This window comes from Spongiibacter pelagi, from assembly GCF_014705705.1.
Classification (GTDB): domain Bacteria; phylum Pseudomonadota; class Gammaproteobacteria; order Pseudomonadales; family Spongiibacteraceae; genus Spongiibacter; species Spongiibacter pelagi.
Genome location: NZ_JACXLD010000006.1, coordinates 96,510 through 117,878, shown reverse-complemented (window position 1 = coordinate 117,878; position 21,369 = coordinate 96,510). Strand labels below are relative to the sequence as shown.

Sequence of the window (21,369 nt, the reverse complement as noted above, 5' to 3'; positions counted from 1 at the left end):
ATTAGCAGTCTTAGCGAGGCTGCATACGGATGGCGCCATCCAAACGGATACATTCGCCATTCATGTACTCGTTCTCAGCCATCATTACAGACAGGTGAGCGATTTCTTCTGGGCGACCCAGACGCTGTGGGTTAACCACGCTGGCTTCCAGAGATTTGTAAGCTGCTTCTGGCAGAGATTCAAACAGTGGAGTGTGAATCAGACCAGGAACGATAGTGTTTACACGAATACCGTAGTCAGCCAGGTCACGAGCCATTGGCAGAGTCATACCAACAACACCACCTTTAGAGGCAGAGTAAGCTACCTGACCGATTTGGCCTTCGTAAGCCGCAACAGAAGCGGTGTTGATGATTACGCCGCGAGCATTGCCTTCGTATGGATCGTTTTGAGCCATTTTTTCAGCAACCAAACGCGCAACGTTGAAGGTACCGATCAGGTTAACGTTGATTACAGTTTTGTAGGCATCCAGTGGGAACGCGCCTTTTTTGCTGTAAGTTTTCATGGCGTTGCCGATACCGGCATAGTTGTTACAAATGTGAATCGCGCCGAATTTAGCAACAACGTCGTTTACGGCGTTTTGTACAGACTCTTCGTCAGCAACGTTTACGTTGTAGAACGCAACTTTGTCAGCACCCAGTTCGTTGATGATGTTGTTAGCACGCTCTTCGTTCATGTCGAAGATGGCAACTTTGCCGCCTTTGGCAACATAGGCACGTACAGTTGCTTCACCCAGACCTGACGCACCACCAGTAACGATGGCAACTTTTCCATTAATATCCATGCTTATCTCCTCGATTTTGGTGGCTGACACCACCTTGATTAATTTTTACCGCTGATCTCAGTATCAAGTAGCACCCTGAAAATCTAAGAAAAACGGCACATTAAGGAATGCGGCGGCTATTCTCAGTCAGTTTTACAGCCCACAACAATGATCGCCGCTCACAAAAAATTGACATAATGTTACAACCGAGCATGGGATTTAGCCCCATACTCGGCGCCAATATCTTATGCGCCCTGCTCGATTGTGGCTACGCCTAGCTCCGCCAATGGTTTCACCATAGCACCGTAATCCTGCGCTTTTTGGCTAGAGGCATTACCGTCGATAGAACGCTTAAGTACGCCCTGCAGAATCGCCGCCAAGCGGAAGAAAGAAAACACCAGATAGAACTCCCAGTTTTCAATCTTGGCAATACCGCGACGCTCACAATAAGCCTGCACATATTCCTGCTCGGTGGGAATCCCCAATGCGCTGCGATCGATGCCACCCAAACCGGGAATCGCCGCATCGCCGGGCAAACGCCACTGCATGCACTGGTAAGCCAGATCCGCATAGGGGTGGCCCAAGGTCGACAATTCCCAATCCAGCAGGGCAACTACATTGCTGCCGCCCTTCTCGAACATCATATTGTCGAGACGGAAATCGCCGTGGGCGAGGCATACCTGACCATCATCCGCCGGCAGGTTTTCACTCAGCCAGCTCATCATGGTTTCCATTTCGGCAATGGTTTCGGTTTCACTGGCGCGGTATTGTTTGGTCCAGCGACCGACTTGGCGCTCAAAATAATTACCGGGCTTGCCGTAATCAGCTAGGCCCACCGCCTCTACATCCACATTGTGCAAATCCGCCAGCACTTTATTCATGCTGTTGTACATAGCGGTGCGCTGCTCTTTTGTGTGGTCAGGCAGTGCCGCATTCCAATGGATTTCACCTTCGACAAAATCCATCAGATAAAACATCGAGCCAATCACGCTTTCGTCTTCGCAGAGAATACGCATGGTGGGCACCGGCACTGGCGTTGAGGCCAGCGCGTTCATCACCCGGTATTCGCGATCTACCGCGTGTGCCGAGGCCAGCAGTTTTCCCGGTGGCTTGCGGCGCAGCACATAGCGACCACTTTTGGCATCAATCAAATACGTCGGGTTAGATTGGCCACCGGCAAATTTCTCCGCCGTTAGCGGGCCTTCAAACCCGGCAACATTGGCTTCCAGATAGCGGTTGAGGCTTTCTGTATCCAGTTCAAATGCAGACATGACTCCCCCTTAACCGGCGTAACGCGTGATGATCTGCTTGCCCAGTGCCATTTGGTGCACCTGATCTGGGCCATCGGCCTGACGGCACCAACGCGCATAGTTAAAGCCTTCGGCCATGCAGTAATCTTCCGTCAAACCGCCTGCACCGTGCATTTGCATACAGCGGTCGATAATAGTTTGTACCATCAGCGGCACCGTAGTTTTGGTGGCAGCAATCATATCGGTGCTGGCCATCGGGCCTTTTTCGTCGATGGTTTTACACGTTTTCAGCACCAGCAAACGGGCCATTTCAATTTCAGAGAAGCAGCGCGAAATTTCTTCGCGAATAGATTGGTGTTTGCTCAGCTTACGACCAAAAGTGCTGCGGTTTTCAACGCGCTGACATGCCAGCTCCAATGAGCGCTGGGCAATACCGATCAGGCGCATACAGTGGTGCATACGTCCGGGAGCCAAACGGCTTTGAGCAATTTCAAAACCACGGCCGGGGCCAGCTAATACGTTTTCTACCGGAACCCGCACGTTTTCAAATACCAATTCTGCGTGGCCGATAGGCGCATCGTCATAACCCATCGTGGTCAGCGGGCGAATAATTTTCAGACCGGCGGTATCTTTCGGCACCAAAACCTGAGTCTGTTGTAGGTGGCGGCTTTCGTTATTGGGGTCAGACTTACCCATAACGATGAAAATTTTAGTGCGCTCATTCATCGCGCCAGTGATAAACCACTTGCGACCATTCAGCACCCACTCATCGCCTTCCTGCACAATACTCAATTGCACATTGGTGGCATCGGAGCTGGCAACCTGTGGCTCAGTCATCGCATAAGACGAGCGAATCTCACCATTGAGCAAGGGCTTCAGCCATTTTTCTTTTTGCTCCTTGGTGCCGAAGTTCATAAACACTTCCATATTGCCGGTGTCTGGCGCGTTACAGTTAAACACCTCGGGCGACCACAATACTCGACCCATCAGTTCACAGATTGGCGCGTAATCCAAAAAGCTCAGACCACCGTGCTCGCAATACTCGGCGTGGTCTTCCTGCACAAACAGATTCCACAGACCGGCGGCCTTGGCCTTGTCTTTCAACTCATCCATCAACGGCATCACCGCAAAACGGTTTTCTGCGTGATGCAGTTGTTCCGCATAGGCTTGCTCATTGGGGTAAATATGCTCGTCAAAAAACACCTGCAGTTTGGCGAGAATTTCCTGGCCCTTGGGCGAAGTAGTCAGATCCATGGCAATTTCCTTTGTTCTATTCAGTGAAAAAATAACTTATGTGTAGGTGATCAAATTACGATACTGCGGGTTATCCAAATGAGACACCGTATTAAAACTATTGAGTTTAAAGCGGCCATTTTTACAAAAGTAATAGCTCACGGCGGTATTGCGGGCCTGTAAATTCAACTCAATCATGGTCGCCACATCCACGCCTAATACCGTGCGCAAAATCGCGCTACTGGCACCGCCAGACGTTACCACTAGCACTCGCCCCTGCGGCTCAGCAATGGCGGAAAGCGTGCTTTGTACGCGCTGCTCAAAGCTGTCCCAGCTTTCTGGAATATCGCTCAGCTCACCGCGACTCCAGGCCAACATCGCTTGGCGCAAGGCCTGATAAAAGATACGCGGATCGCGCTGATCAATGATTTCACCCACTAGCCGGCCGTAGCTGGACACCATGGTATGAAAATCATATTCGTTCAGACCCGGCAACTCGGTCGCTACCGGCAATTCAGCAAAGGATTCAGAGATGCCCGATAAGGTCTCGCGGTGACGGCGCATATCGCCGGTAAAACAAGCATCAAATTGATACCCCGCCTCGGCCAGAAACGCGCCTAAAACACGAGACTGCTGCCAGCCAGTTTCAGAAAGGCGGTCGTAGTCATCGGTGCCAAACGAAGCCTGACCGTGACGAACAATCAAAATTTCCGACATGGAACATCCTTTATCACCGCCCCGAACACGCTTAATAACGTGCGAGACGTATTAAAAACAGCGCCCATGCTAGCGCGGGCCAAAGCATTATTAAAATTTATTATTTCAATATACAATTATCACTCAAACTTATTATTTTGATTGCGCACTATGAGCAAAGTTGACCTCAATTTATTCGCGGTATTTAACGCTATTTATAGCCAGCATAACCTGACTCGGGCCGCAGAAATATTACATGTAAGCCAACCCGCCGTTAGCAATGCACTGGCGCGGCTGCGAGACCTATTTGACGATCCCTTATTTGTACGCAGCCCCGGTGGCGTTAGCCCCACCCCGTTGGCCCGACAATTGATTAACCCGGTAAGACAGGCGCTAGAAACACTGGACGACTGTGTTAAGGCTCGCCTGGATTTTGACCCCGCCACCAGCAATGAAACGATACGCCTGCACGCCGCCGAACAGGCCAGCGCCCTGCTGCTGCCTAAATTACTGCCTAAATTGATTGAACAAGCGCCGCACCTGCGACTGGAGATTCAGTTTCAAAACCGTAGAGATGTGCCACTGGCACTGGCTGCGGGCGATTTGCAGCTCGGTATTGATGCGCCGCTGCTAAGCAGCAACGAATTACTGTCACAACCCTTAGCGCAAGAAGATTATGTTTGTGTGATGCGCCGGGATCACCCGCTGTCGAAACAGCCGATTAGTCTTGAGGATTTTCTGGCCGCACCCCATATTCAGGTTTCCAGCCGGGCTCGGGGCGCAACCCCGATCGATATTGCCCTGCGCTCGCTGGGCCAGCAGCGGGAAATTGCACTGCGTATTCCGCACTACAGCCTACTGCCCCAAGTGATTGCCTCAACTGATTATCTTGCTGCCGTGCCTCGTATAATGGTGAGCGGCTGGCAGTTGCACCACTGCCCGCTGCCGTTCCCGGTGCCGCCCCTGGAAATGCACCTGTTTTGGCATAAGAACAGTGATCACGATCCGCTCAATCAGTGGCTGAGAGAACTCATCACAAATCTCTTAAAAATCTAGGCGCAGTAATTAATCTCCTCAAATATGTAGAACGTCTCGATAACCGGCTACTGACACACAATAGTCCTTTTTGCATAGGTATTCGCGCTGAGCCTCCAGCGCTTCGGCCTCGCCGTGCACCAGATGAATTTGGGTGTTTTTATCCACCTCAGACTGATCTAACCACTGACCAATCTCTTCATAATCCGCATGGCCAGACAGGCCATGTAAGACTTCTACCGAGGCTTTAAGTCGATACCATTCACCGTGAATTTTGACCGCATCTACGCCCTGCTGCATTTTTGCACCACGGGTACCACCCGCCTGATAACCGGTGAATAAAACCACGGTATTGGGTTTGCCGAGTAAACGTTTGAAGTGATGCAAAATTCGCCCGCCGGTAGCCATACCGCTGCCGGCGATAATGATGTGGGGGAATTGAATTTCTGACAGCGCCTTTGATTCATCGACTTCGCGAGTCTGGGTGGCAACCCCGTTCATGCGCTGGCATTGGTTTTGGTCGAGCCGGTGATTATCGGTAAAGCGACAGTAAATTTCTGAAACATCAATCGCCATCGGGCTATCTAGGTACACCGGCAAATTGGGGATACGTCCTTGATCCATTAAATCCCGCAGCAACAACTGTATGGTTTGCGTGCGCCCCACTGCGAACGCAGGAATCAGCAAGACGCCGCCACTTTTCGCCACTCGGGTGACAATCTCCTCAAGTTGCTCGTGGCTGTCGCCCTGGTGATGCCGGCGATTACCGTATGTAGATTCCAGCAGTAGATGATCGAGTTTCGGCAGCGCTTTCGGCGCCAAATTAATCTCATCATTCAGGCGACCAACATCCCCGGAGAAGCCAATGGTTTTACCATCCACTTCTGCAATCACGCTGCTGGCACCCAGAATATGGCCTGCGGCTTGTAAGCGGAAATGGATATCGCCCACGGACCAGCGCTGTTCAAACTCTACCGTTTTAAACAGCGACAGCGATTTCTCGGCGGTATGGCGATCGTAAAGTGGCTCAGGATTTTGGTGTTTACCGATTTTATGGCGGGCGTAAAATCGAGCGTCTTCTTCCTGAATATGGCCGCTATCGGTGAGCAATACCTGACACAGTGCTTTGGTAGCAGGATGGCAGTATACCGGGCCGCGATAACCGCGCTTGTACAAGACTGGCACATAACCGGAATGATCGAGATGGGCGTGGGTCAAGATCACCGCATCAAGGGAATCCATATCCAATGGCAGGGTTTGCCAATTGCGCTCCCGCAGCCATTTATAGCCCTGATATAAGCCGCAATCGATCAATACACGGGTGGTATCGGTTTCCAATAAGTATTTGGAGCCGGTGACCGTTTCCGTACCACCCAGAAATATCAGCTTTGCCATTTTAATTATCCTTTTCTTCCATCATCTGCTCTGCAAATCTTAGTCGAACTGGGCAGCAATGGGCGATAGGGATTTTATGCAAGCGCCTCTACTTGTACGGGTACACCACTCATAAAGGCCTGATTACTGAGCTTTTCATAACTGCCGGGGCCGGTTGGTAGTAACTGGTTTACGTTGACGCCGGGATATTGCTGGGCAACCGACAAACCAAAGGAGCGCTGATTTCCCCAGCCGTGGGTCATCGCCACCGCACCGGTATGCAGGCTGTCATCAAGCTTAATTTCAGCGGTGATTTCACCCCATTGATTGCTGACTTTCACCGTCTGCTCATCCGATAAATTCAAACGCTCGGCATCGGCTGGTGAGATATGTAAAGGGTTACGCTGATGCGCGGGGCGCTTCAATTTCTGCACATTTTGGAACCAACTATTGTGCATATAAGGCGTTCGTAAATTGATTAGGCGGAGCTGCGTGTCCGCCGTGGATTCCTCAAAAATTTTGCGCGCCTCGTCAAACGCAGGCTCAAACAAGGCCGGCGCGCAATCCACTCGCTGATCGGCAAACTGCAGCCCCTCGCTAAATAATAATTCCGGTGCGGGCACATCGCAGACTTGAGTCTGGGCCGATTTCTCCAGCAAGGTTTGACGAGTCAAACCCGCCATAGCCAATAGCCCATCGATTTTACGCAGGGGTTGTGGCTCGTCAGCATCCAATAGCGAAGGCAGGCCCATGGCTTGATTAATGGCTGCCAGAATCCACCACTCGGGTTTACGCTGATCGCGGGCGGCAACCACGGCTTCTGTGTAATGAACGAAGGGCTGCGACTGCATACCGACCCCAGTCATATTAATATCTTCGCGCTCAAGCCAATCGGTTGCGGGCAACAGATAATCGGCATATTCCGCCGTGGCGCTGCGATAAATATCAATCACCACCAGCAATTCCAGCTTTGGAAACGCCTCGCGCAGGCGCACTTCTCCGCCCACCGACAATAGCGGATTACCGCCGACGACAATCAGCGCTCGAATCGGCTGCTGCTCATCGTGAATATAATCGGCCAGCAAATTACCGGGCAGATTGCCGGCCACCTCGCGAAATTCACCCTGCGCACTCTGCTGCCAGGGATTAAACCCCTCGCTATTGCGCAGCGCACCAAACTGGGTGGACGGATAAAAACCCCGGCTATAAATATTGCCGCCCTCTCGCCCCAAGTTACCGGTAACAAAGCTCAGCATTTGCACCAGCCAATAGCACAGGCTGCCCTGCCGCCCCATATTCACACCGGTAGACATATGCACCGATGCCCGAGGCGCGGCCATCCAATCCTGTGCAATTTGGCGAATTTGCGCCGCCGGAATGGCGGTAAGTTCGGCTACGGCTTCAGCAGTGTAAGGCTGAATAAAGCGGCGCAGGCCCTCAATATTTTTGCCGTGACGGGCGATCACCTGCTCATCAAAGCCGCCAGCGGCATCGATGGTATTGAGCAAGGCGGCGAGAAAATACAGATCGGAATCCGGGCGGATTGGCTGCCATTCACCGGTGGCTGGACTGACCGATTCAATCTTGCGCGGATTCACATAAATCACTCGGCCGCCGCGACTGATAACACCACGCAACAGGCTGATGGGATCGGCCACCGAATAAAAACTCATATGGGAAACGCGGGGGTTTTCTCCCAAACACAGGAAGTAATCGGTGTTATCCAAATCCGGAACCGGATGCAAATTGCCGCTGCCGTAAATCACTTCGCTGGCGGCTAGCTTATTGGCGCAATCCTGTGTCAACGCGCTGAAAAAGCGGCCATTCAGACCTTTGAAAAAACCGGGAATTTCCAACTGGCCAGTGCTGTTAAAAGCCATGGGATTACCCATATATCCGGCGATGGATTTATCGCCATAGCGTCCACGAATCGCGGTCAGTTTGCTGGCAATTTCACCAATAGCACTATCCCAATCGGTTTGCGCAAAGCTCGCAGGCAATTCCGCACGGGAATTTTGGCGCTTTAGCGGAAAGCCCAAACGGTCTGGATCGTTGTGAACATCGAGAAAATTAATGCCCTTGTGACAGGCAAACCCCTTGGTAACGGGATGCGCTTTGTTAGGCCGGAGTCGGGTGACGGCTCCATTTTCTACATCGGCCAGAAGACCACAAGAAGGTTCACAGATACGGCAAAAGGTCGGCACGGATTGCGTCATTATTATTTTCCCCAAACTCGAAAAATGCTTGCGCCCAGTATGGCACAAGCATCATTTCAGAATTTGCCCGAGGCGTCACCGAAATGACAAACCCCGCCACAAACAATGCCGGTTTATGAGCCCTTACAGATAATGACTGGCGTACTCTTCACGCAGAGGCACTTTCAGCAATTTACCGGTAGCCGTATGTGGCAGCCCGTCACGGAAGACCACATCATCGGGCATCCAGAATTTGGCTAACTGAGGCTCAAGGAAAGACAGAATATCTTCCTTACTCGCTTCAGCGCCATCTTTCAGTACCACCAAGAGCAGCGGGCGTTCCTGCCACTTTTCATGTGGAATACCAATAACACAGGCTTCGGCTACCGCAGGATGGCCCACGGCAATGTTTTCCAAATCGATAGAGCTGATCCACTCGCCGCCGGACTTAATGACGTCCTTGCTGCGATCCACAATCTGCATATAGTTGTCAGGGTCGATGGTCGCCACATCACCGGTATCGAACCAACCGTCTTCCAAGGCAGTTTTACCGGCTTTGTAATAGCTCTCGATAATCCACGGACCGCGTACCATCAAGCGACCAAAGGCTTTGCCATCGCGGGGCTGTTCATTGCCCTCATCGTCAATAATTTTCAGTTCCACACCGAAAATGGGACGGCCCTGCTTGGTTTGCAGCTTGTAACGTTCTTCCTTGGGCATGGCCATGACTTTCTTAGTCGGCACATTGGCGGTACCCAGCGGCGACATTTCAGTCATACCCCAGCCCTGACACACAAAAGCGCCGTGCTTTTCATCAAAGGCACGAATCATCGACAGCGGCGTAGCCGAACCGCCGATCACCACGGTTTCCACCGAATCCATACGCGCGCCAATGCTATCCAAATGCTGAAGCAGCCCCAGCCACACGGTTGGCACACCGGCGATAAAATCTGGCTTCTCTTCATCGATCAATTGCCACAGGCTGGCACCATCCATGCCCGCACCGGGGAAAATCAATTTCGCGCCGGTCACTGCCACTGAGTACGGCAGGCCCCAACAATTCACATGAAACATTGGCACCACAGGCAAAATGGCGGAATCGCGGCTCAAGGAGAAACCCTGCGCGTGCAGCGTGCCCATGGCGTGCAATACGCTGGAACGGTGGGTGTACATCACCCCCTTGGGGTTACCGGTGGTGCCCGAGGTATAACACAGCGAGCAACCGCTGGTTTCCGGCACTTCTGGCCACTGAAACTCCTCGCTTTCAGCGCTCAACAATTCTTCATAGCACAGCAGATTTTTGAAACCGGACTCGGCGGGCATATGCGCCCGGTCGGTCATCACGATCACGGTTTCCAGCAAAGGCAGCTTGTCTTTCAGGCTTTCCAGAATCGGCACAAGGTTGAGATCGACAAAACAAATACGATCTTCGGCGTGGTTAAAAATGTATTCCAGCTGTTCAGGAAACAGACGCGGATTGACCGTGTGACAGACCGCGCCACTGCCGGCAACCGCAAAGTAAATTTCATAATGGCGCCAGGTATTCCACGCCAGCGTGGCGACGTTTTCGCCCAGCTTCACATTCATTTTTGCCAGCGCATTGGCCAGTTGCTTGCTACGCTTGGCGGCGTCTAATTGGGTATAACGGTGGATTTCGCCATCTTCTACCCGGCGGCTAACAATCTCCGCCTCTGGGTGGTCGCGCAGACCAAACTCCAGCATGTCTGAAATTAATAGGGGGCGTTCCATCATTGTTGGAATCATTAGGGTCTCCGCATCAATCAAGGTTATTTTTATTTCAGAACAGGGCTTTTGCGAATGTATTAACCAACATTCAAAGCACTGCTGACAAAGATTCTCAGAGTGAAGTTAACCCGGATTCAGGAAAAAATCACCTAACTAAAGATCGGCTAAAAAAGCCTAAAAAAATGTGCTCCTTCTTATTTATGAGCTGCAAGATTATGAGCGCAGTAGCTAATATTGATTCTTTTTAGTTCGTGCAGTGGGTATTGCCTCTAGCGGATCATCCGGCCACGGATGCTTGGGATACCGACCCTTCATTTCTTTTTTCACTTGTTCGTAACTCCCCCGCCAGAAACCGGCCAGATCTTGAGTAATCTGCAAGGGCCGCCGAGCGGGTGACAGCAAATGAATCATTAGCGGCAACCGGCCACCGGCAAGTTGAGGGCTTTGTTCGCAGCCAAACATTTCCTGCAGTTTCACCGCCAATACCGGCGGATTTTGCCGGTAGTCTATTCGCACCGATGATCCAGAGGGGACGGTAATACGCAGTGGCAATTCACTGTCCAAGTGTTGTTGCTGCGACCACTCAAGGCGATTTTTTAAATAATCGTGAATCGGCAATTTCTGCAGCGCGGACAAACTGTTTACCGGCCCCAGATACGGCCCCAGCCAATCTTCAAGCGTATCCAGCAATGCCGTATCCGACCAGTCGGGCCAATGTTCACTCCCCTCTAGCGCTCTCATCACCGCTACCCGTGCGCGCAGCTCTTCACTCTCATCGAGTGGCAACACTGACAAACCCCGGCGACGAATTAAGGCAGTTAAAGCCTGGCTTTTGTCCGCCTCGGGAATGGCGGGCAAGGCCTTACTGCTGAGTAGTAATTCACCGACCATACATCGCTGTTCTGCCACAAAGCGCTCGCGACTATCGTCCCAATCGCAGAACATTTTCTCTGCCACCAAGGCTTGTAGGCGCTGCTGAAATTCACTGGGATTAAGCGCTGCGGCGCGATAAATACGATCTCGATTGCGGCCCTGCTGCCCCCCCAACTCGGCCACCAGCAGCCACTCGGTTCCCGCCAAATTATCTGCCTCGTCTAACACTACCCGGCGGCCATTGGCCAATTGATAATCACCACGCGCCTTACCGCATTTAGCAATTCGATCTGGATAAGCCAGCCCGAGCAAAGCCGCAATCGGCAATTCGCTGATATTTTCCGGCTGAATTTTCGGCGCGTTCATCAATTGCAAAAATTGGCGAGTTTGTTTTTTCAGGCGATCCAATACCCCGCGCTGAGCTTGGCTTATTCGGTATTGGCCGCGCAGTGCCATCAGTCGCAACTCGATATCTGCACCGTGCCCCAGTAAAAAATCACGTTCAGATAAAAGTGCCGCCAATTCACAGGCAAGGTACAAACTACCCGGCAAGTCGGCGTCCCACTGCTGGGCACGGAGCAACATATTCGCCAGCCGTGGATGAACCGGCACATCGGCCATGGCCTCGCCATGCTTATTGAGCTTGTGTTCGGCGCTCACCGCACCCAGTCGTGCTAACAAATCCAGCGCCTGCTGGTAATGCGCGGCGGGAGGCGCATCTAACCAAGAAAGCAGAGTGGGATCAGCCACACCCCAGCGCAATAATTGCAGGGCCATTGGCGCCAAATCGGCCTGCAGTATTTCCGGCTCACTGAATTCGGCCAAGCCAAGTTGTTCGGTTTCATTCCACAGCCGATAACAATGGCCGGCCTCTAAACGACCAGCCCGACCGGCGCGCTGGGTAGCCGAGGCCTTTGAAATAGGCTTGGTTTGCAATCGGCTCATGGCGGTGTTGGGGTCGAATACACTCTGCCGCTGCAGACCGCTATCGACCACTACCGAGACGCCCTCAATGGTTAAACTGCTCTCCGCCAATGTGGTTGCCAGTACCAGTTTACGCTGCCCCGGCGCAGGCGGCTGAACTGCCAACCGTTGCTGATCCAAACTGAGATTGCCGTAAAGCGGATAAATGAGAATCTGAACTTCTGAAGAGTCTTGGTATAGCTTCTCGCGCAACAGACTTTCACAGCGCAGTATTTCTCCCTGCCCCGGTAAAAAGGCCAAAACACTGCCGCTGTGCTGCGTCCAAATCTGCAGCAAGTTTTCAGCCATTCGCTCGGCAATAGGCCGTGGATCTCGAAGCGAGCCGGTGTAGTGAATATCTACCGGATATTGCCGCCCCTCACTACGCAACACCCCTTCAGTATTCAATAGACCCGCGATTCGTCCGCCATCCAGCGTTGCCGACATTACCAGAATTTTCAGCGGTGCTTCGCGCAAGTCAGAAAACAAGGCGCGGGACTCCAACGCGAGGGCCAGCCCCACATCCGCATCCAAACTGCGTTCATGAAATTCATCGAAAATCAGCAGGCCGACATCCTCTAGCGCAGGGTCGTCTTGCAATATGCGGCCGAGAATACCTTCGGTAATCACTTCGATGCGAGTATGTTTTGAAACCTTGCTTTCCAGCCTTACCCGATAACCCACTCGCTCACCCAGTGGTTCACCCAAGAGATCGGCCATGCGTTGGGCCGCCCCTCGAGCAGCCAAACGCCGAGGTTCCAACATCAGAATTTTTTTATCGCCCAACCAGTCGCTATCCAGCAGAGACAGGGGCACTAGGGTGGTTTTACCGGCACCGGGCGGCGCCTCCAAAACCAGCTCGTCATGATCATGCAACCACGCCGCAATCTCCGGCAGAAGATCACAGATAGGCAAATTGATTGAATCTTGAGGGTTTTGACTTGGCATGGAGCAGCATTTTACCCGATGCCAATATAGAAGCGTTTAAATTCCGTGGGAGCGCAGCCATTGCTGAAATTGTGCCGGCGGCAAGGCCCCACTTTGCTGCGCGACAGCCTGCCCGTTTTTGAAAATCATGAGCGTGGGGATACTGCGAATTTGCCATTGCTGTGCAGTGGCAACGGCGCGTTCGGTATCGAGTTTTACAAATCGAGCACGTGTCGACAAATCCGCCGCGGCTTGTGCAAACACTGGCGCGAAGCTGCGACAGGGCCCACACCAGCTAGCCCAGAAATCTACCACCACCGGCAATTGCTCTTTTTGAATAAAACGCGAAAACTCCGCATCACCAAGCTCAATCGTTTGACCGGGAAGCAAGGGCTGATGACAGCGGCCGCAGTTTGGCGCTTCTTTCAATCGCGTTGAATCAATCCGATTTACCGCCGCACAATGTGGACACACAGACTGAATTTTTTGTGCCTCTGCCATAGCTTGCCCCTGAAAAATGACGAAGAATTAATTTCTAACTTAAACCCAGATATGGCGGCGCTTTGCCATTATTCAAGCCACTTCAAGCTAGGTACTTATCTCTACCGGCTGGGAACTTGGCTTTACAGCCCATGTTTCCAGCGATTACATTCAGGCACTAGACACATAACCGTAACGGTTAAAAAAACCGTGGAGAGGTTTCATGAGCAGCTTTAACGATAATCTTGCATCCGTTCAGAAAAATTCTGATACGGATTTTTCAGTGACCATTCCCGAGGATTGGTTGCAAGGCCGCACCGCCTTTGGTGGCTTGAGTAGTGCCGTGATTGTTGAGGCGATGCAAAAAGTCGTTTCCGCCGATCGCCAACTGCGCAGTATGGCGGTGAGCTTTGTTGGCCCAGCGACACCGGGTGAGCAAAAAATTGCGCTGCGTTTACTGCGCGATGGCGGCTCCGTTACTCATATTCAAGGTGAGCTAGTTTGCGATGGCCAAGTTGCCACAGCGGTTAACGCCGCCTTTGGTAAGGCCGTAGCCAATCCTGCCAAGGTAGTCGCCGCCTCTATCCCCAAGGACCTTCCCGCGCCGGAAAGCTGTCCATCGGTTCCCTATGTCGAGGGCTTCACCCCCGCCTTTACCCAGCATTTTGAAATGAAATTTGTCTACGGCCAACCACCCTTGGCTGAAGCCGACAATGCGGATTACGGGGTATGGTTGCGCTTTAAACAGCCCACGGAAATTAGTACCTCATCACTGATCGCCATTGGCGATATGCCACCGCTACCGGGATTCAATTTGGCTAAATTTCCGGCGCTTGGCAGCTCGCTGACCTGGTATCTGGAATTTCCTACTGAATTAACAGACATCGACCCGGAAGGCTGGTGGTATTACGACTATCGCTGTCAGGCGGCAGGCGATGGCTACTTCAATAATTTTGGCACCATCTGGGCCCCCGATGGCCGCGCCGCAATGTTCACCCGCCAAGTGGCCATGGTTTTTCAAAAATAAGGGTCTTCCAAAAGTAGGGGTTTTCCAAAAGTAGGGGTTTTCCCAAAATAAGAGAATAGCCTTTGATTAATGTAGTGAGTGCAGCAAGGCTGCAAACTCACTAATTAATCACCGCCGGTTAGCTGAAACGCCGCCCAAGATACCGGATGCGGATATTTTTTAATGGCGGCAATTTGCGCCGCCTGCATCGCCGAACGAATGTCCATGCTATTCAAGTTTTGATAGAGACTGATCATCAAATCTTTCGTTGGCTCATCGGGCACTTCCCACAGGCTCCCCACAATCGCCTTGGCACCGGCATACAGAAAACCTCGGTTCAATCCCACCACATCATCGCCATTGGTGACATCACCCAAGGCGGTTTGGCAGGCTGACAGCACCACCATGTCGGCATTCAATTGCAGATCATAGATTTCAGGCACGGTTAGATAACCGTCATTTTCGCTATCGGCCGATAGCAACATTCGCGAGTTCAGCGGATTTTGCGAATCAAACTGGCCGTGGGAGGCAAGATGCAAATACTTAAATGCACTTGCTGAATTTTTAATCACTGTCTCAGAAGCAAATTGGCGAAGCACCACTTTACTGTCAGGCCACAACGCCGATATGGCACGGGCTTCCTCTTGTGCACCGGGTAGGTCTAAGGCGCTGTCATTCAGGTCAGGATTTCCCAGCACCAATAAATTTTGACTTGGCGCTGTGCCCTTGTTGAGAAACTTCATCACCGAGGCAGATGGCAACATGCGCACAGTATGCTGCTCGATTAAAAATTGATTATTCGCCGCTCGTAAAACATTGAAGGGTAAGTAGTGAAGCGCGCCGTGGGGCACAATGGTCAGATGGGTTTTTCCGGTCAGGCTTTTTGATAGCGGTTCAATCAAACGCTGATACAGTGCCAAAGCGCCATCCTGCCAAGCCTCCCCTTCGCTATTGGCGATCGCTTGACGAAGTTCTCTCACCTCGCCGTCAAGCCCCTTGGCATTCAGTGACACCGCTTGTATCTGCCCCGGTGTCACGACAAAAGCAAAAAGCTGCTCGGCCTCTCCCCGCTCAGGGCTGTGATAAAAATATTCAATAATGGCTTCGTCGTTGCGCAGTAGCTGCTGAATTTCTGAAGGGTTCTCAGTGCTCACCGAAACTAGCGAAGCGACCTCCGGTGCCTCCTGCTGCAGGGTTTGCTGTATCCGTTTAAGGCCGCGCTTTTCTGCCCCCACTGCGCCTGCGTCTACTGGCGCAGATTCAAGACTGGCAAGCTGAAGTTGATCCAGTTCCGCCAGTGCCTGATTCACCTCGGCGCTGTTACGGCCAGCAAAGGATTTCTTCGACGCCAGCAAATCAACCAGCGCTCGCGCCTTGCCCCGTTCGGCATATTCAAAGGCTCTTGCCGCTTGGCCTGATGTCACCAAGGCCGACACGAGATCTCGATACACCGCCTGTTTGTCACCAACAAAACCTATTTTTGCGGCTTCGGTATTAATGGTAGAGCGCGCTGACTCCAGCGCATCAACCGCCTGTTCAAAATAGTTAATCGCGCTTTCGATATCGCCCTCTTGCTGACTGATCAAACCAAGGTGATGATAAACATGGAAGTTGAAGTTTTTTTGCTGGTTAAAAATGGGCGATTTAAGCAGCTCGAGATACTGTTCTTTAGCAATGCTGTTTCTACCGGTTTTAAACGCTGAGTAGGCGCTGAGGTTGGCAACATTAAAGCGCTCGTTATCGTATTCGCCCGTTGCTTCATACAGCAGGGTGCCTCCGGTGAGCATACCGGCGGCTTGAACAATGCTGCCAATGCCAAATTGATAGCCCCGGGTAATTTCCTCATAGGCTTTTTCGTAATCATTTTGCGCAACCGCCAAGCGCGCCAGCAGGGTTTTCATCTGCATATTGACGTCACTCATGCCCGCCGCCCAGCGTTGATTTCGCCTAATTTTGGCTTCTAAGTTTTTCGACAACAGCAGTGCATTATCAAATTCCTTGTGCTTACCAGAAAGCTTGGCCGCAACCAGAACAGGCATAATCGCCTCGAAGGCGTTGACATTTTGGGCCCCTAATTCACCCCAATTTGCAGTAAAAGCACCAAGGAGATTTCCGGCAAGGCTTGCGCCGTTTTCAATATTGCGCTGGTAAATATCGAAGAGCAGATCATAGGCCTCGGCGTAGCGCCCGATTGCAATCAGGTACTCGCCGTACATGATATTGATGGCGTCGCGCCGGAAAACGTAGTCTTTTAGCTCGCTCTGCGTCACGCTCATAAACTGATCGCGGCAGGTTAAAAACTGGGAGAAATTGCGTAATTTATTATGGGCCCGGCAAATATAGTAAGTCTGACCGGGATAACCCTGCGCAAATTGCGCAATAGGCATACTTGAGCTGCTAAAGACATCCAGATTGCTCTGGAACTTCAGATTATAGTCTCGAGTATAGAATTTGTTTTCGTCGTAGGGCGATGCGGCACAGCCCGAGAGTAATATCGCCGCTATAAACACCAGTGATCTAGAGCGCAATAAGCGATGAGCCGCCGTGAAGATCCTTTTGAAGTGAGCTAACTGTCTCATATCTCTCCCTAAGCACGTAACGGTCTGCTGTTCTTCTGAAGTAAAAGCCGTGACAAATAGCATACTGAATTGAGTTCACAATTCCAGTCGCTATTGGCATTAAGAGAGTAGAGAGATTTATAAGGAACCTCTGATTAATAGTGCGAATGCAGGAAGTAATCAAAGGTTCTTTAAGTAACGATTTAGTCGCGTTTTAGCAAAGTTCGATAGCCACTGCCGTGGCTTCACCACCGCCAATACACAGGCTGGCGATACCGCGCTTCAAACCCCGTGCTTGCAGGGCGTGAATCAAGGTCACCAAGATACGTGCACCCGAGCAGCCCAAAGGATGGCCCAAGGCACAAGCGCCGCCATTCACATTGATTTTTTCCAGCGGCACACCCATCAGTTTATGCGGCAATAGTGCTACCAAGGCAAAAGCTTCATTCAATTCATACAGATCAACGCTATCTGCTGACCAATCCAGATTTTCCAACAGCTTCTTAACCGCATGAACCGGCGCAACAGGAAATTGCTCCGGCGCACCGGCGTAACGCACACAGCCTTTAATCTCAGCCAGTGGTTCAACCCCCAGCCCCGCCGCCCCGATTAATAAAGCGGCGGCACCATCAGAGATCGAGGAGCTGTTCGCCGGCGTTAATACCCCATCTGCCGCAAAAGCAGGTTTTAATTGACGAATTTTTTCAGGGCGAGCATTGCCGGGTTGCTCGTCTTTAGCAATACCATCAACCGCTACAATCTCATTATCAAACGCGCCTGACTCCTGCGCTGCCAGCGCCCGCTCTAATGACAACAGCGCGTAATCATCTAGCTCTTCGCGGGTAAAGTTGTATTCAGAGGCTACCTGTTCCGCGACCTGCCCCATCAGCTTGCCGGAATACGCATCTTCCAAACCATCGACAAACATGGCATCGCGCACTTGCTTGTGGCCAATGCGATAGCCCCCGCGAGCACCATCCAGCAGGTAAGGCGCGTTGGACATACTTTCCATACCGCCGGCAACCACAAGCTGACTGCTGCCAGCTTTAATCTGGTCTACTGCGGTAATCACCGCCTGCATACCCGAGCCACAAACTTTGCTAATGGTTACCGTGGGGGTGTTTTCACTTAGGCCCGCCCCCAGAGTCGCTTGTCTGGCTGGTGCTTGACCCACACCGGCGGAAATTACATTGCCCATCAGCACTTCATCAGGGGCGATATTTAAGCCCACTTCGCAGGCCGCACGAATGGCTGCAGCGCCCAGCTCGGGGGCAGAAAGTTTGGCAAAACCGCCATTAAGACCGGCCAGTGCGGTACGTTTTGCTGAGTAAATAAATGCCATTTTGATTCTCCTAAAAGGATTAAACCGATAATTTGTTGCGCGCGATAATCAGCCGCTGAATTTCGCTGGTGCCTTCGTAAATCGAGGTAATTCGTACATCGCGGGCAAAGCGTTCCAGCGGGTATTCGCGGTTGTAACCATGCCCACCCAAAATTTGCTGTCCGGAATAGCAGGCGCGGTTGGCCGCTTCAGTCGCAAACAATTTAGCCATAGACGCTTGCATGGCAAAGTCCTTGCCGTTTTCTTTCAAGCTCGCCGCCTGCATCAATAATAAGCGGGCCGCCTCCAGCTCGGTGTACGCATCAGCCAACATCCACTGCAGGGCTTGGAAATTAGAAATCGCCTGACCAAACTGCTCGCGTTCCAAGGCGTAATCGCGGGCATAATCCGTGGCCGCCAAACCCACGCCCAAGGCCAATGAGCCGATACCAATGCGACCACCGGCCAATTCGCCCAGCGCCACTTGATAACCGCGATTAAGCTCCCCCATCAACGCCGAAGCGGGAATCCGACAATTATCAAAATATACCGGATTAGTCGCTGAGCCTTTCTGACCCATTTTGTGTTCTGCTGGGCCAACTTCCAGCCCTGCCGTTTCACGCTCGACCAAGAAACAGGAAATGCCTTTACCGCGTTTGGCATCTTTATCAGTCACTGCCCACACTACAAATACGCCGGCAAATTCGCCGCTGGTGATATAGGCTTTGGAGCCATTCAACACCCACTCATCGCCATCTTTCACTGCGCTAGTACGCATTCCCGAAGGGTCTGACCCTGCACCTGGCTCGGTTAAACAAAATCCCGCCGCCGGATATTCACCGCTGCAGATTTTTGGCAGGTAATAGCTTTTTTGCTCTTCCGAAGCGACCGCTTGAATGACCTCTGCCACCATATTGGTCACTGAAGTCGTTACCGCCGTGGAGGCACAGGCGCGGGCAATTTCAGTAATCGCCAGACTAAACGCGACCGTACCCACGCCGCTACCGCCGTAGCGCGGGTCAATATTCAGGCCCATAAAGCCCAGCTCGGCCAGTGCATTTAAATTGGTAAAAAACGCATCCTGTCCTTCACCGCAATCCAGTGCGGCAGCATTAGCAGCCAGTTCGCGCTTGGCAAAATCAGCGGCGGTATCACGAATAAGTTGCTGCTCTTCGGTCAATTCAAAATTCATGGGGTATTACCCTCTACTTGGTTTTATCTAAGATTATTTTGCCGGATTGCGCCGAAAATCCCATGATGCGCCTAACGCTTTTTTTGACATTTTGTTATAGTCATTAAAGTCAAAAACAACCAAATCCGCATGAATAAATCCTCGCCCAATTACTTTGCCCTTGCGGCCTTAAAACATCTGCCGCCCCGCTTAAAAGAAGCCGTGCTGATGCAGAACGGGCTTAGCGAGCAGGGATTACAAGATGATGCAAAAGCACTGGATGGCCGTCTGCATGCCAACCTGGTGCGAGACATTATGTTGGCCTGTGATGATGAGCAGATCGGCTATGGACAGGAACCCCAACCGCTTGGCAGCTGGGCAACCATGACCCAGCTCTGTCTAAGCGCGGAAAATCTTGGCGAAGCCCTGCGCCGACTGGCCCGCTTTTATCGACTGGTACCTTGGGGAATAGAAACTCGATTGGAGACCGGCGAGCGCGAAACTCGCTTTATAATGCGCCCGGTAAAAAATACCGCCTTTGAGCCTTATTTATATGAGTCGTTTTTGTTTTATGTCTATCGATTCAGCAACTGGCTAATTAACCGGCAGATTCCGCTAAGCAAGGTGGAGTTCAACTTTCCCGTCCCGCCACAGCGCAATCAGTATCGCTATTTATTTCATATCAGCCGCTTTGAATTTGATCAGCCACAGAGCCAATTCAGCTTTCCCAATAGCTATTTCAAAGAACCGATAAGGCAAGATGCACAAAGCCTGAAACGATTTTTGATGCATACCAATCTGCATATGATTGTGCAGGATTTCAGCCACAATAGCTGGCAATACCGAGTGCAACAAAGCTTGAGTAAAAACCTTGCCGACAACCCCGGTATTGAACAGATCGCGGCTAGCTTGGGCGTGCATCCGCACACGCTGCGCCAACGACTGCAATCGGAAAGCAGCCAGTTTCACGAGATTAAACAGAATCTGCGCAGCGAGCTGGCCTGTGACCTACTGCGCAACAGCAAACAAACAATAGAAGCGATTGCCTGCCAACTTGGCTTCTCAGAAACTAGCGCCTTTAGCCGCGCATTCAAAAGCTGGACTGGCAGCTCTCCCCTGCGATATCGGCAAGCCAACTCAATTTAAAGCTACTCAATTAGCGACTTATAAAGGCTCTTCTTGGGCGCTGCCATCACCCGGCGCACCATCGGTTCAAATAACGACAGTGACAGTTTCGGCTTGGAGGTATCAAAAGCGGGGTTGTCATATAGCGAGACAAAACGCGCAGTGCGCTGGAAATGCTCCGAGTCGGCAAACTGATCGCGCATATTACGATCCATACCGATATGGTGGAAAAAATTATAGCCCTGAAAAATCGCGTGATGCTTGATCATCCAGTGATTGGCCTCAGAAACGAAAGGCTCAAGAATGACCGCCGCCACATCGGCGTGATTAAAACTGCCAAGCGTGTCGCCAATATCATGCAGCAGAGCGCAGACAATATACTCCTCGTCTTCACCCCCTTCTGCGGCTAACTCGGCAGTCTGTAAGCAGTGCTGCAATCGGTCGATGGGAAAGCCACCGAAGTCACTGCCCAGCAGCTCCATATGCTGCAAAATCCGGTCGGGCAAGCCGGACATAAACTGCATTTGCTCACCAACGATAACTTTCCAATCGTCCGGCGTGCTTTCAACCATGGATTTAAATTCGGTTTTCATTATTGTTGTCCTCGCGATTAAATTACCGAGAAGTTACCGCTTTTATCTGCGGCAAACTGTCAC

The 21,369-nt window shown here is 51.7% G+C and carries 16 protein-coding genes; 3 read left to right on the top strand and 13 right to left on the bottom strand.

Annotated features, from left to right (window positions below):
* Positions 1–10: 10 nt before the first annotated feature.
* From IB286_RS11430 to IB286_RS11415, 4 genes are all read right to left on the bottom strand, one after another.
* The gene (locus tag IB286_RS11430) at positions 11–781 is read right to left on the bottom strand and encodes an SDR family NAD(P)-dependent oxidoreductase (protein ID WP_190765647.1); all 771 of its coding nucleotides are present in this window, start codon (positions 779–781) and stop codon (positions 11–13) included.
* 224 nt (positions 782–1,005) lie between these two features.
* On the bottom strand, positions 1,006–2,031 hold the full coding sequence (locus IB286_RS11425; protein WP_190765645.1) for a phosphotransferase family protein: 1,026 nt from the start codon (positions 2,029–2,031) through the stop codon (positions 1,006–1,008).
* A gap of 9 nt (positions 2,032–2,040) precedes the next feature.
* Complete coding sequence (locus tag IB286_RS11420; protein WP_190765643.1) at positions 2,041–3,264, bottom strand: acyl-CoA dehydrogenase family protein; 1,224 nt, start codon at positions 3,262–3,264, stop codon at positions 2,041–2,043.
* Positions 3,265–3,300: 36 nt separating this feature from the next.
* The gene (locus tag IB286_RS11415; protein WP_190765641.1) at positions 3,301–3,960 is read right to left on the bottom strand and encodes a histidine phosphatase family protein; all 660 of its coding nucleotides are present in this window, start codon (positions 3,958–3,960) and stop codon (positions 3,301–3,303) included.
* 150 nt (positions 3,961–4,110) lie between these two features.
* Between IB286_RS11415 and IB286_RS11410 the strand changes: the two genes are divergently transcribed.
* Complete coding sequence (locus IB286_RS11410; protein ID WP_190765639.1) at positions 4,111–4,995, top strand: LysR family transcriptional regulator; 885 nt, start codon at positions 4,111–4,113, stop codon at positions 4,993–4,995.
* Between the two features lie 18 nt (positions 4,996–5,013).
* Here the strand turns inward: IB286_RS11410 and IB286_RS11405 are convergent, their stop codons facing one another.
* From IB286_RS11405 to trxC, 5 genes are all read right to left on the bottom strand, one after another.
* On the bottom strand, positions 5,014–6,369 hold the full coding sequence (locus IB286_RS11405) for an MBL fold metallo-hydrolase (RefSeq protein WP_190765637.1): 1,356 nt from the start codon (positions 6,367–6,369) through the stop codon (positions 5,014–5,016).
* 74 nt (positions 6,370–6,443) lie between these two features.
* Positions 6,444–8,564: a molybdopterin-containing oxidoreductase family protein gene (locus IB286_RS11400; RefSeq protein WP_190765635.1), complete on the bottom strand. Its 2,121-nt coding sequence runs from the start codon at positions 8,562–8,564 to the stop codon at positions 6,444–6,446.
* 123 nt (positions 8,565–8,687) lie between these two features.
* Positions 8,688–10,307, bottom strand: a complete 1,620-nt coding sequence (locus IB286_RS11395) for a long-chain-fatty-acid--CoA ligase (protein WP_190765633.1) — start codon at positions 10,305–10,307, stop codon at positions 8,688–8,690.
* A gap of 210 nt (positions 10,308–10,517) precedes the next feature.
* Complete coding sequence (gene hrpB / locus IB286_RS11390; RefSeq protein ID WP_190765631.1) at positions 10,518–13,073, bottom strand: ATP-dependent helicase HrpB; 2,556 nt, start codon at positions 13,071–13,073, stop codon at positions 10,518–10,520.
* 36 nt (positions 13,074–13,109) lie between these two features.
* Positions 13,110–13,553 carry a thioredoxin TrxC gene (trxC, locus tag IB286_RS11385; RefSeq protein WP_190765629.1) on the bottom strand — a complete coding sequence of 148 codons (444 nt, stop codon included), beginning with the start codon at positions 13,551–13,553 and terminating at the stop codon, positions 13,110–13,112.
* A gap of 202 nt (positions 13,554–13,755) precedes the next feature.
* Here trxC and IB286_RS11380 point away from each other — a divergent pair, with 202 nt between their 5' ends.
* A complete protein-coding gene (locus IB286_RS11380; protein ID WP_190765627.1) occupies positions 13,756–14,559 on the top strand; it encodes an acyl-CoA thioesterase in 804 nt (267 codons plus the stop codon).
* Positions 14,560–14,663: 104 nt separating this feature from the next.
* On the opposite strand, the gene IB286_RS11375 is transcribed toward IB286_RS11380, so the two are convergent.
* The 3 genes from IB286_RS11375 to IB286_RS11365 all read right to left on the bottom strand — a co-directional run bounded on the left by IB286_RS11375 (position 14,664) and on the right by IB286_RS11365 (position 19,609).
* Positions 14,664–17,117, bottom strand: coding sequence for a CHAT domain-containing protein (locus IB286_RS11375; protein ID WP_190765625.1), 2,454 nt, complete (start codon positions 17,115–17,117; stop codon positions 14,664–14,666).
* Between the two features lie 193 nt (positions 17,118–17,310).
* A complete protein-coding gene (locus tag IB286_RS11370) occupies positions 17,311–18,438 on the bottom strand; it encodes a thiolase family protein (protein WP_190765623.1) in 1,128 nt (375 codons plus the stop codon).
* A 19-nt stretch (positions 18,439–18,457) separates the two neighbouring features.
* The gene (locus tag IB286_RS11365; RefSeq protein WP_190765621.1) at positions 18,458–19,609 is read right to left on the bottom strand and encodes an acyl-CoA dehydrogenase family protein; all 1,152 of its coding nucleotides are present in this window, start codon (positions 19,607–19,609) and stop codon (positions 18,458–18,460) included.
* Positions 19,610–19,738: 129 nt separating this feature from the next.
* On the opposite strand from IB286_RS11365, the gene IB286_RS11360 reads away from it, so the two are divergent.
* Positions 19,739–20,734 (top strand): AraC family transcriptional regulator, encoded by a 996-nt coding sequence (locus tag IB286_RS11360; protein WP_190765619.1) that lies wholly within the window; start codon positions 19,739–19,741, stop codon positions 20,732–20,734.
* 2 nt (positions 20,735–20,736) lie between these two features.
* On the opposite strand, the gene IB286_RS11355 is transcribed toward IB286_RS11360, so the two are convergent.
* Positions 20,737–21,306: an HD domain-containing protein gene (locus tag IB286_RS11355; RefSeq protein WP_190765617.1), complete on the bottom strand. Its 570-nt coding sequence runs from the start codon at positions 21,304–21,306 to the stop codon at positions 20,737–20,739.
* Positions 21,307–21,369: the final 63 nt, after the last annotated feature.

Excerpts from the sequence above, each read along its gene's own strand:
- IB286_RS11430 (WP_190765647.1), bottom strand. The coding sequence starts at position 781 with ATGGATATTAATGGAAAAGTTGCCATCGTTACTGGTGGTGCGTCAGGT.
- IB286_RS11425 (WP_190765645.1), bottom strand. The coding sequence starts at position 2,031 with ATGTCTGCATTTGAACTGGATACAGAAAGCCTCAACCGCTATCTGGAA.
- IB286_RS11420 (WP_190765643.1), bottom strand. The coding sequence starts at position 3,264 with ATGGATCTGACTACTTCGCCCAAGGGCCAGGAAATTCTCGCCAAACTG.
- IB286_RS11415 (WP_190765641.1), bottom strand. The coding sequence starts at position 3,960 with ATGTCGGAAATTTTGATTGTTCGTCACGGTCAGGCTTCGTTTGGCACC.
- IB286_RS11410 (WP_190765639.1), top strand. The coding sequence starts at position 4,111 with ATGAGCAAAGTTGACCTCAATTTATTCGCGGTATTTAACGCTATTTAT.
- IB286_RS11405 (WP_190765637.1), bottom strand. The coding sequence starts at position 6,369 with ATGGCAAAGCTGATATTTCTGGGTGGTACGGAAACGGTCACCGGCTCC.
- IB286_RS11400 (WP_190765635.1), bottom strand. The coding sequence starts at position 8,564 with ATGACGCAATCCGTGCCGACCTTTTGCCGTATCTGTGAACCTTCTTGT.
- IB286_RS11395 (WP_190765633.1), bottom strand. The coding sequence starts at position 10,307 with ATGATTCCAACAATGATGGAACGCCCCCTATTAATTTCAGACATGCTG.
- hrpB (WP_190765631.1), bottom strand. The coding sequence starts at position 13,073 with ATGCCAAGTCAAAACCCTCAAGATTCAATCAATTTGCCTATCTGTGAT.
- trxC (WP_190765629.1), bottom strand. The coding sequence starts at position 13,553 with ATGGCAGAGGCACAAAAAATTCAGTCTGTGTGTCCACATTGTGCGGCG.
- IB286_RS11380 (WP_190765627.1), top strand. The coding sequence starts at position 13,756 with ATGAGCAGCTTTAACGATAATCTTGCATCCGTTCAGAAAAATTCTGAT.
- IB286_RS11375 (WP_190765625.1), bottom strand. The coding sequence starts at position 17,117 with ATGAGACAGTTAGCTCACTTCAAAAGGATCTTCACGGCGGCTCATCGC.
- IB286_RS11370 (WP_190765623.1), bottom strand. The coding sequence starts at position 18,438 with ATGGCATTTATTTACTCAGCAAAACGTACCGCACTGGCCGGTCTTAAT.
- IB286_RS11365 (WP_190765621.1), bottom strand. The coding sequence starts at position 19,609 with ATGAATTTTGAATTGACCGAAGAGCAGCAACTTATTCGTGATACCGCC.
- IB286_RS11360 (WP_190765619.1), top strand. The coding sequence starts at position 19,739 with ATGAATAAATCCTCGCCCAATTACTTTGCCCTTGCGGCCTTAAAACAT.
- IB286_RS11355 (WP_190765617.1), bottom strand. The coding sequence starts at position 21,306 with ATGAAAACCGAATTTAAATCCATGGTTGAAAGCACGCCGGACGATTGG.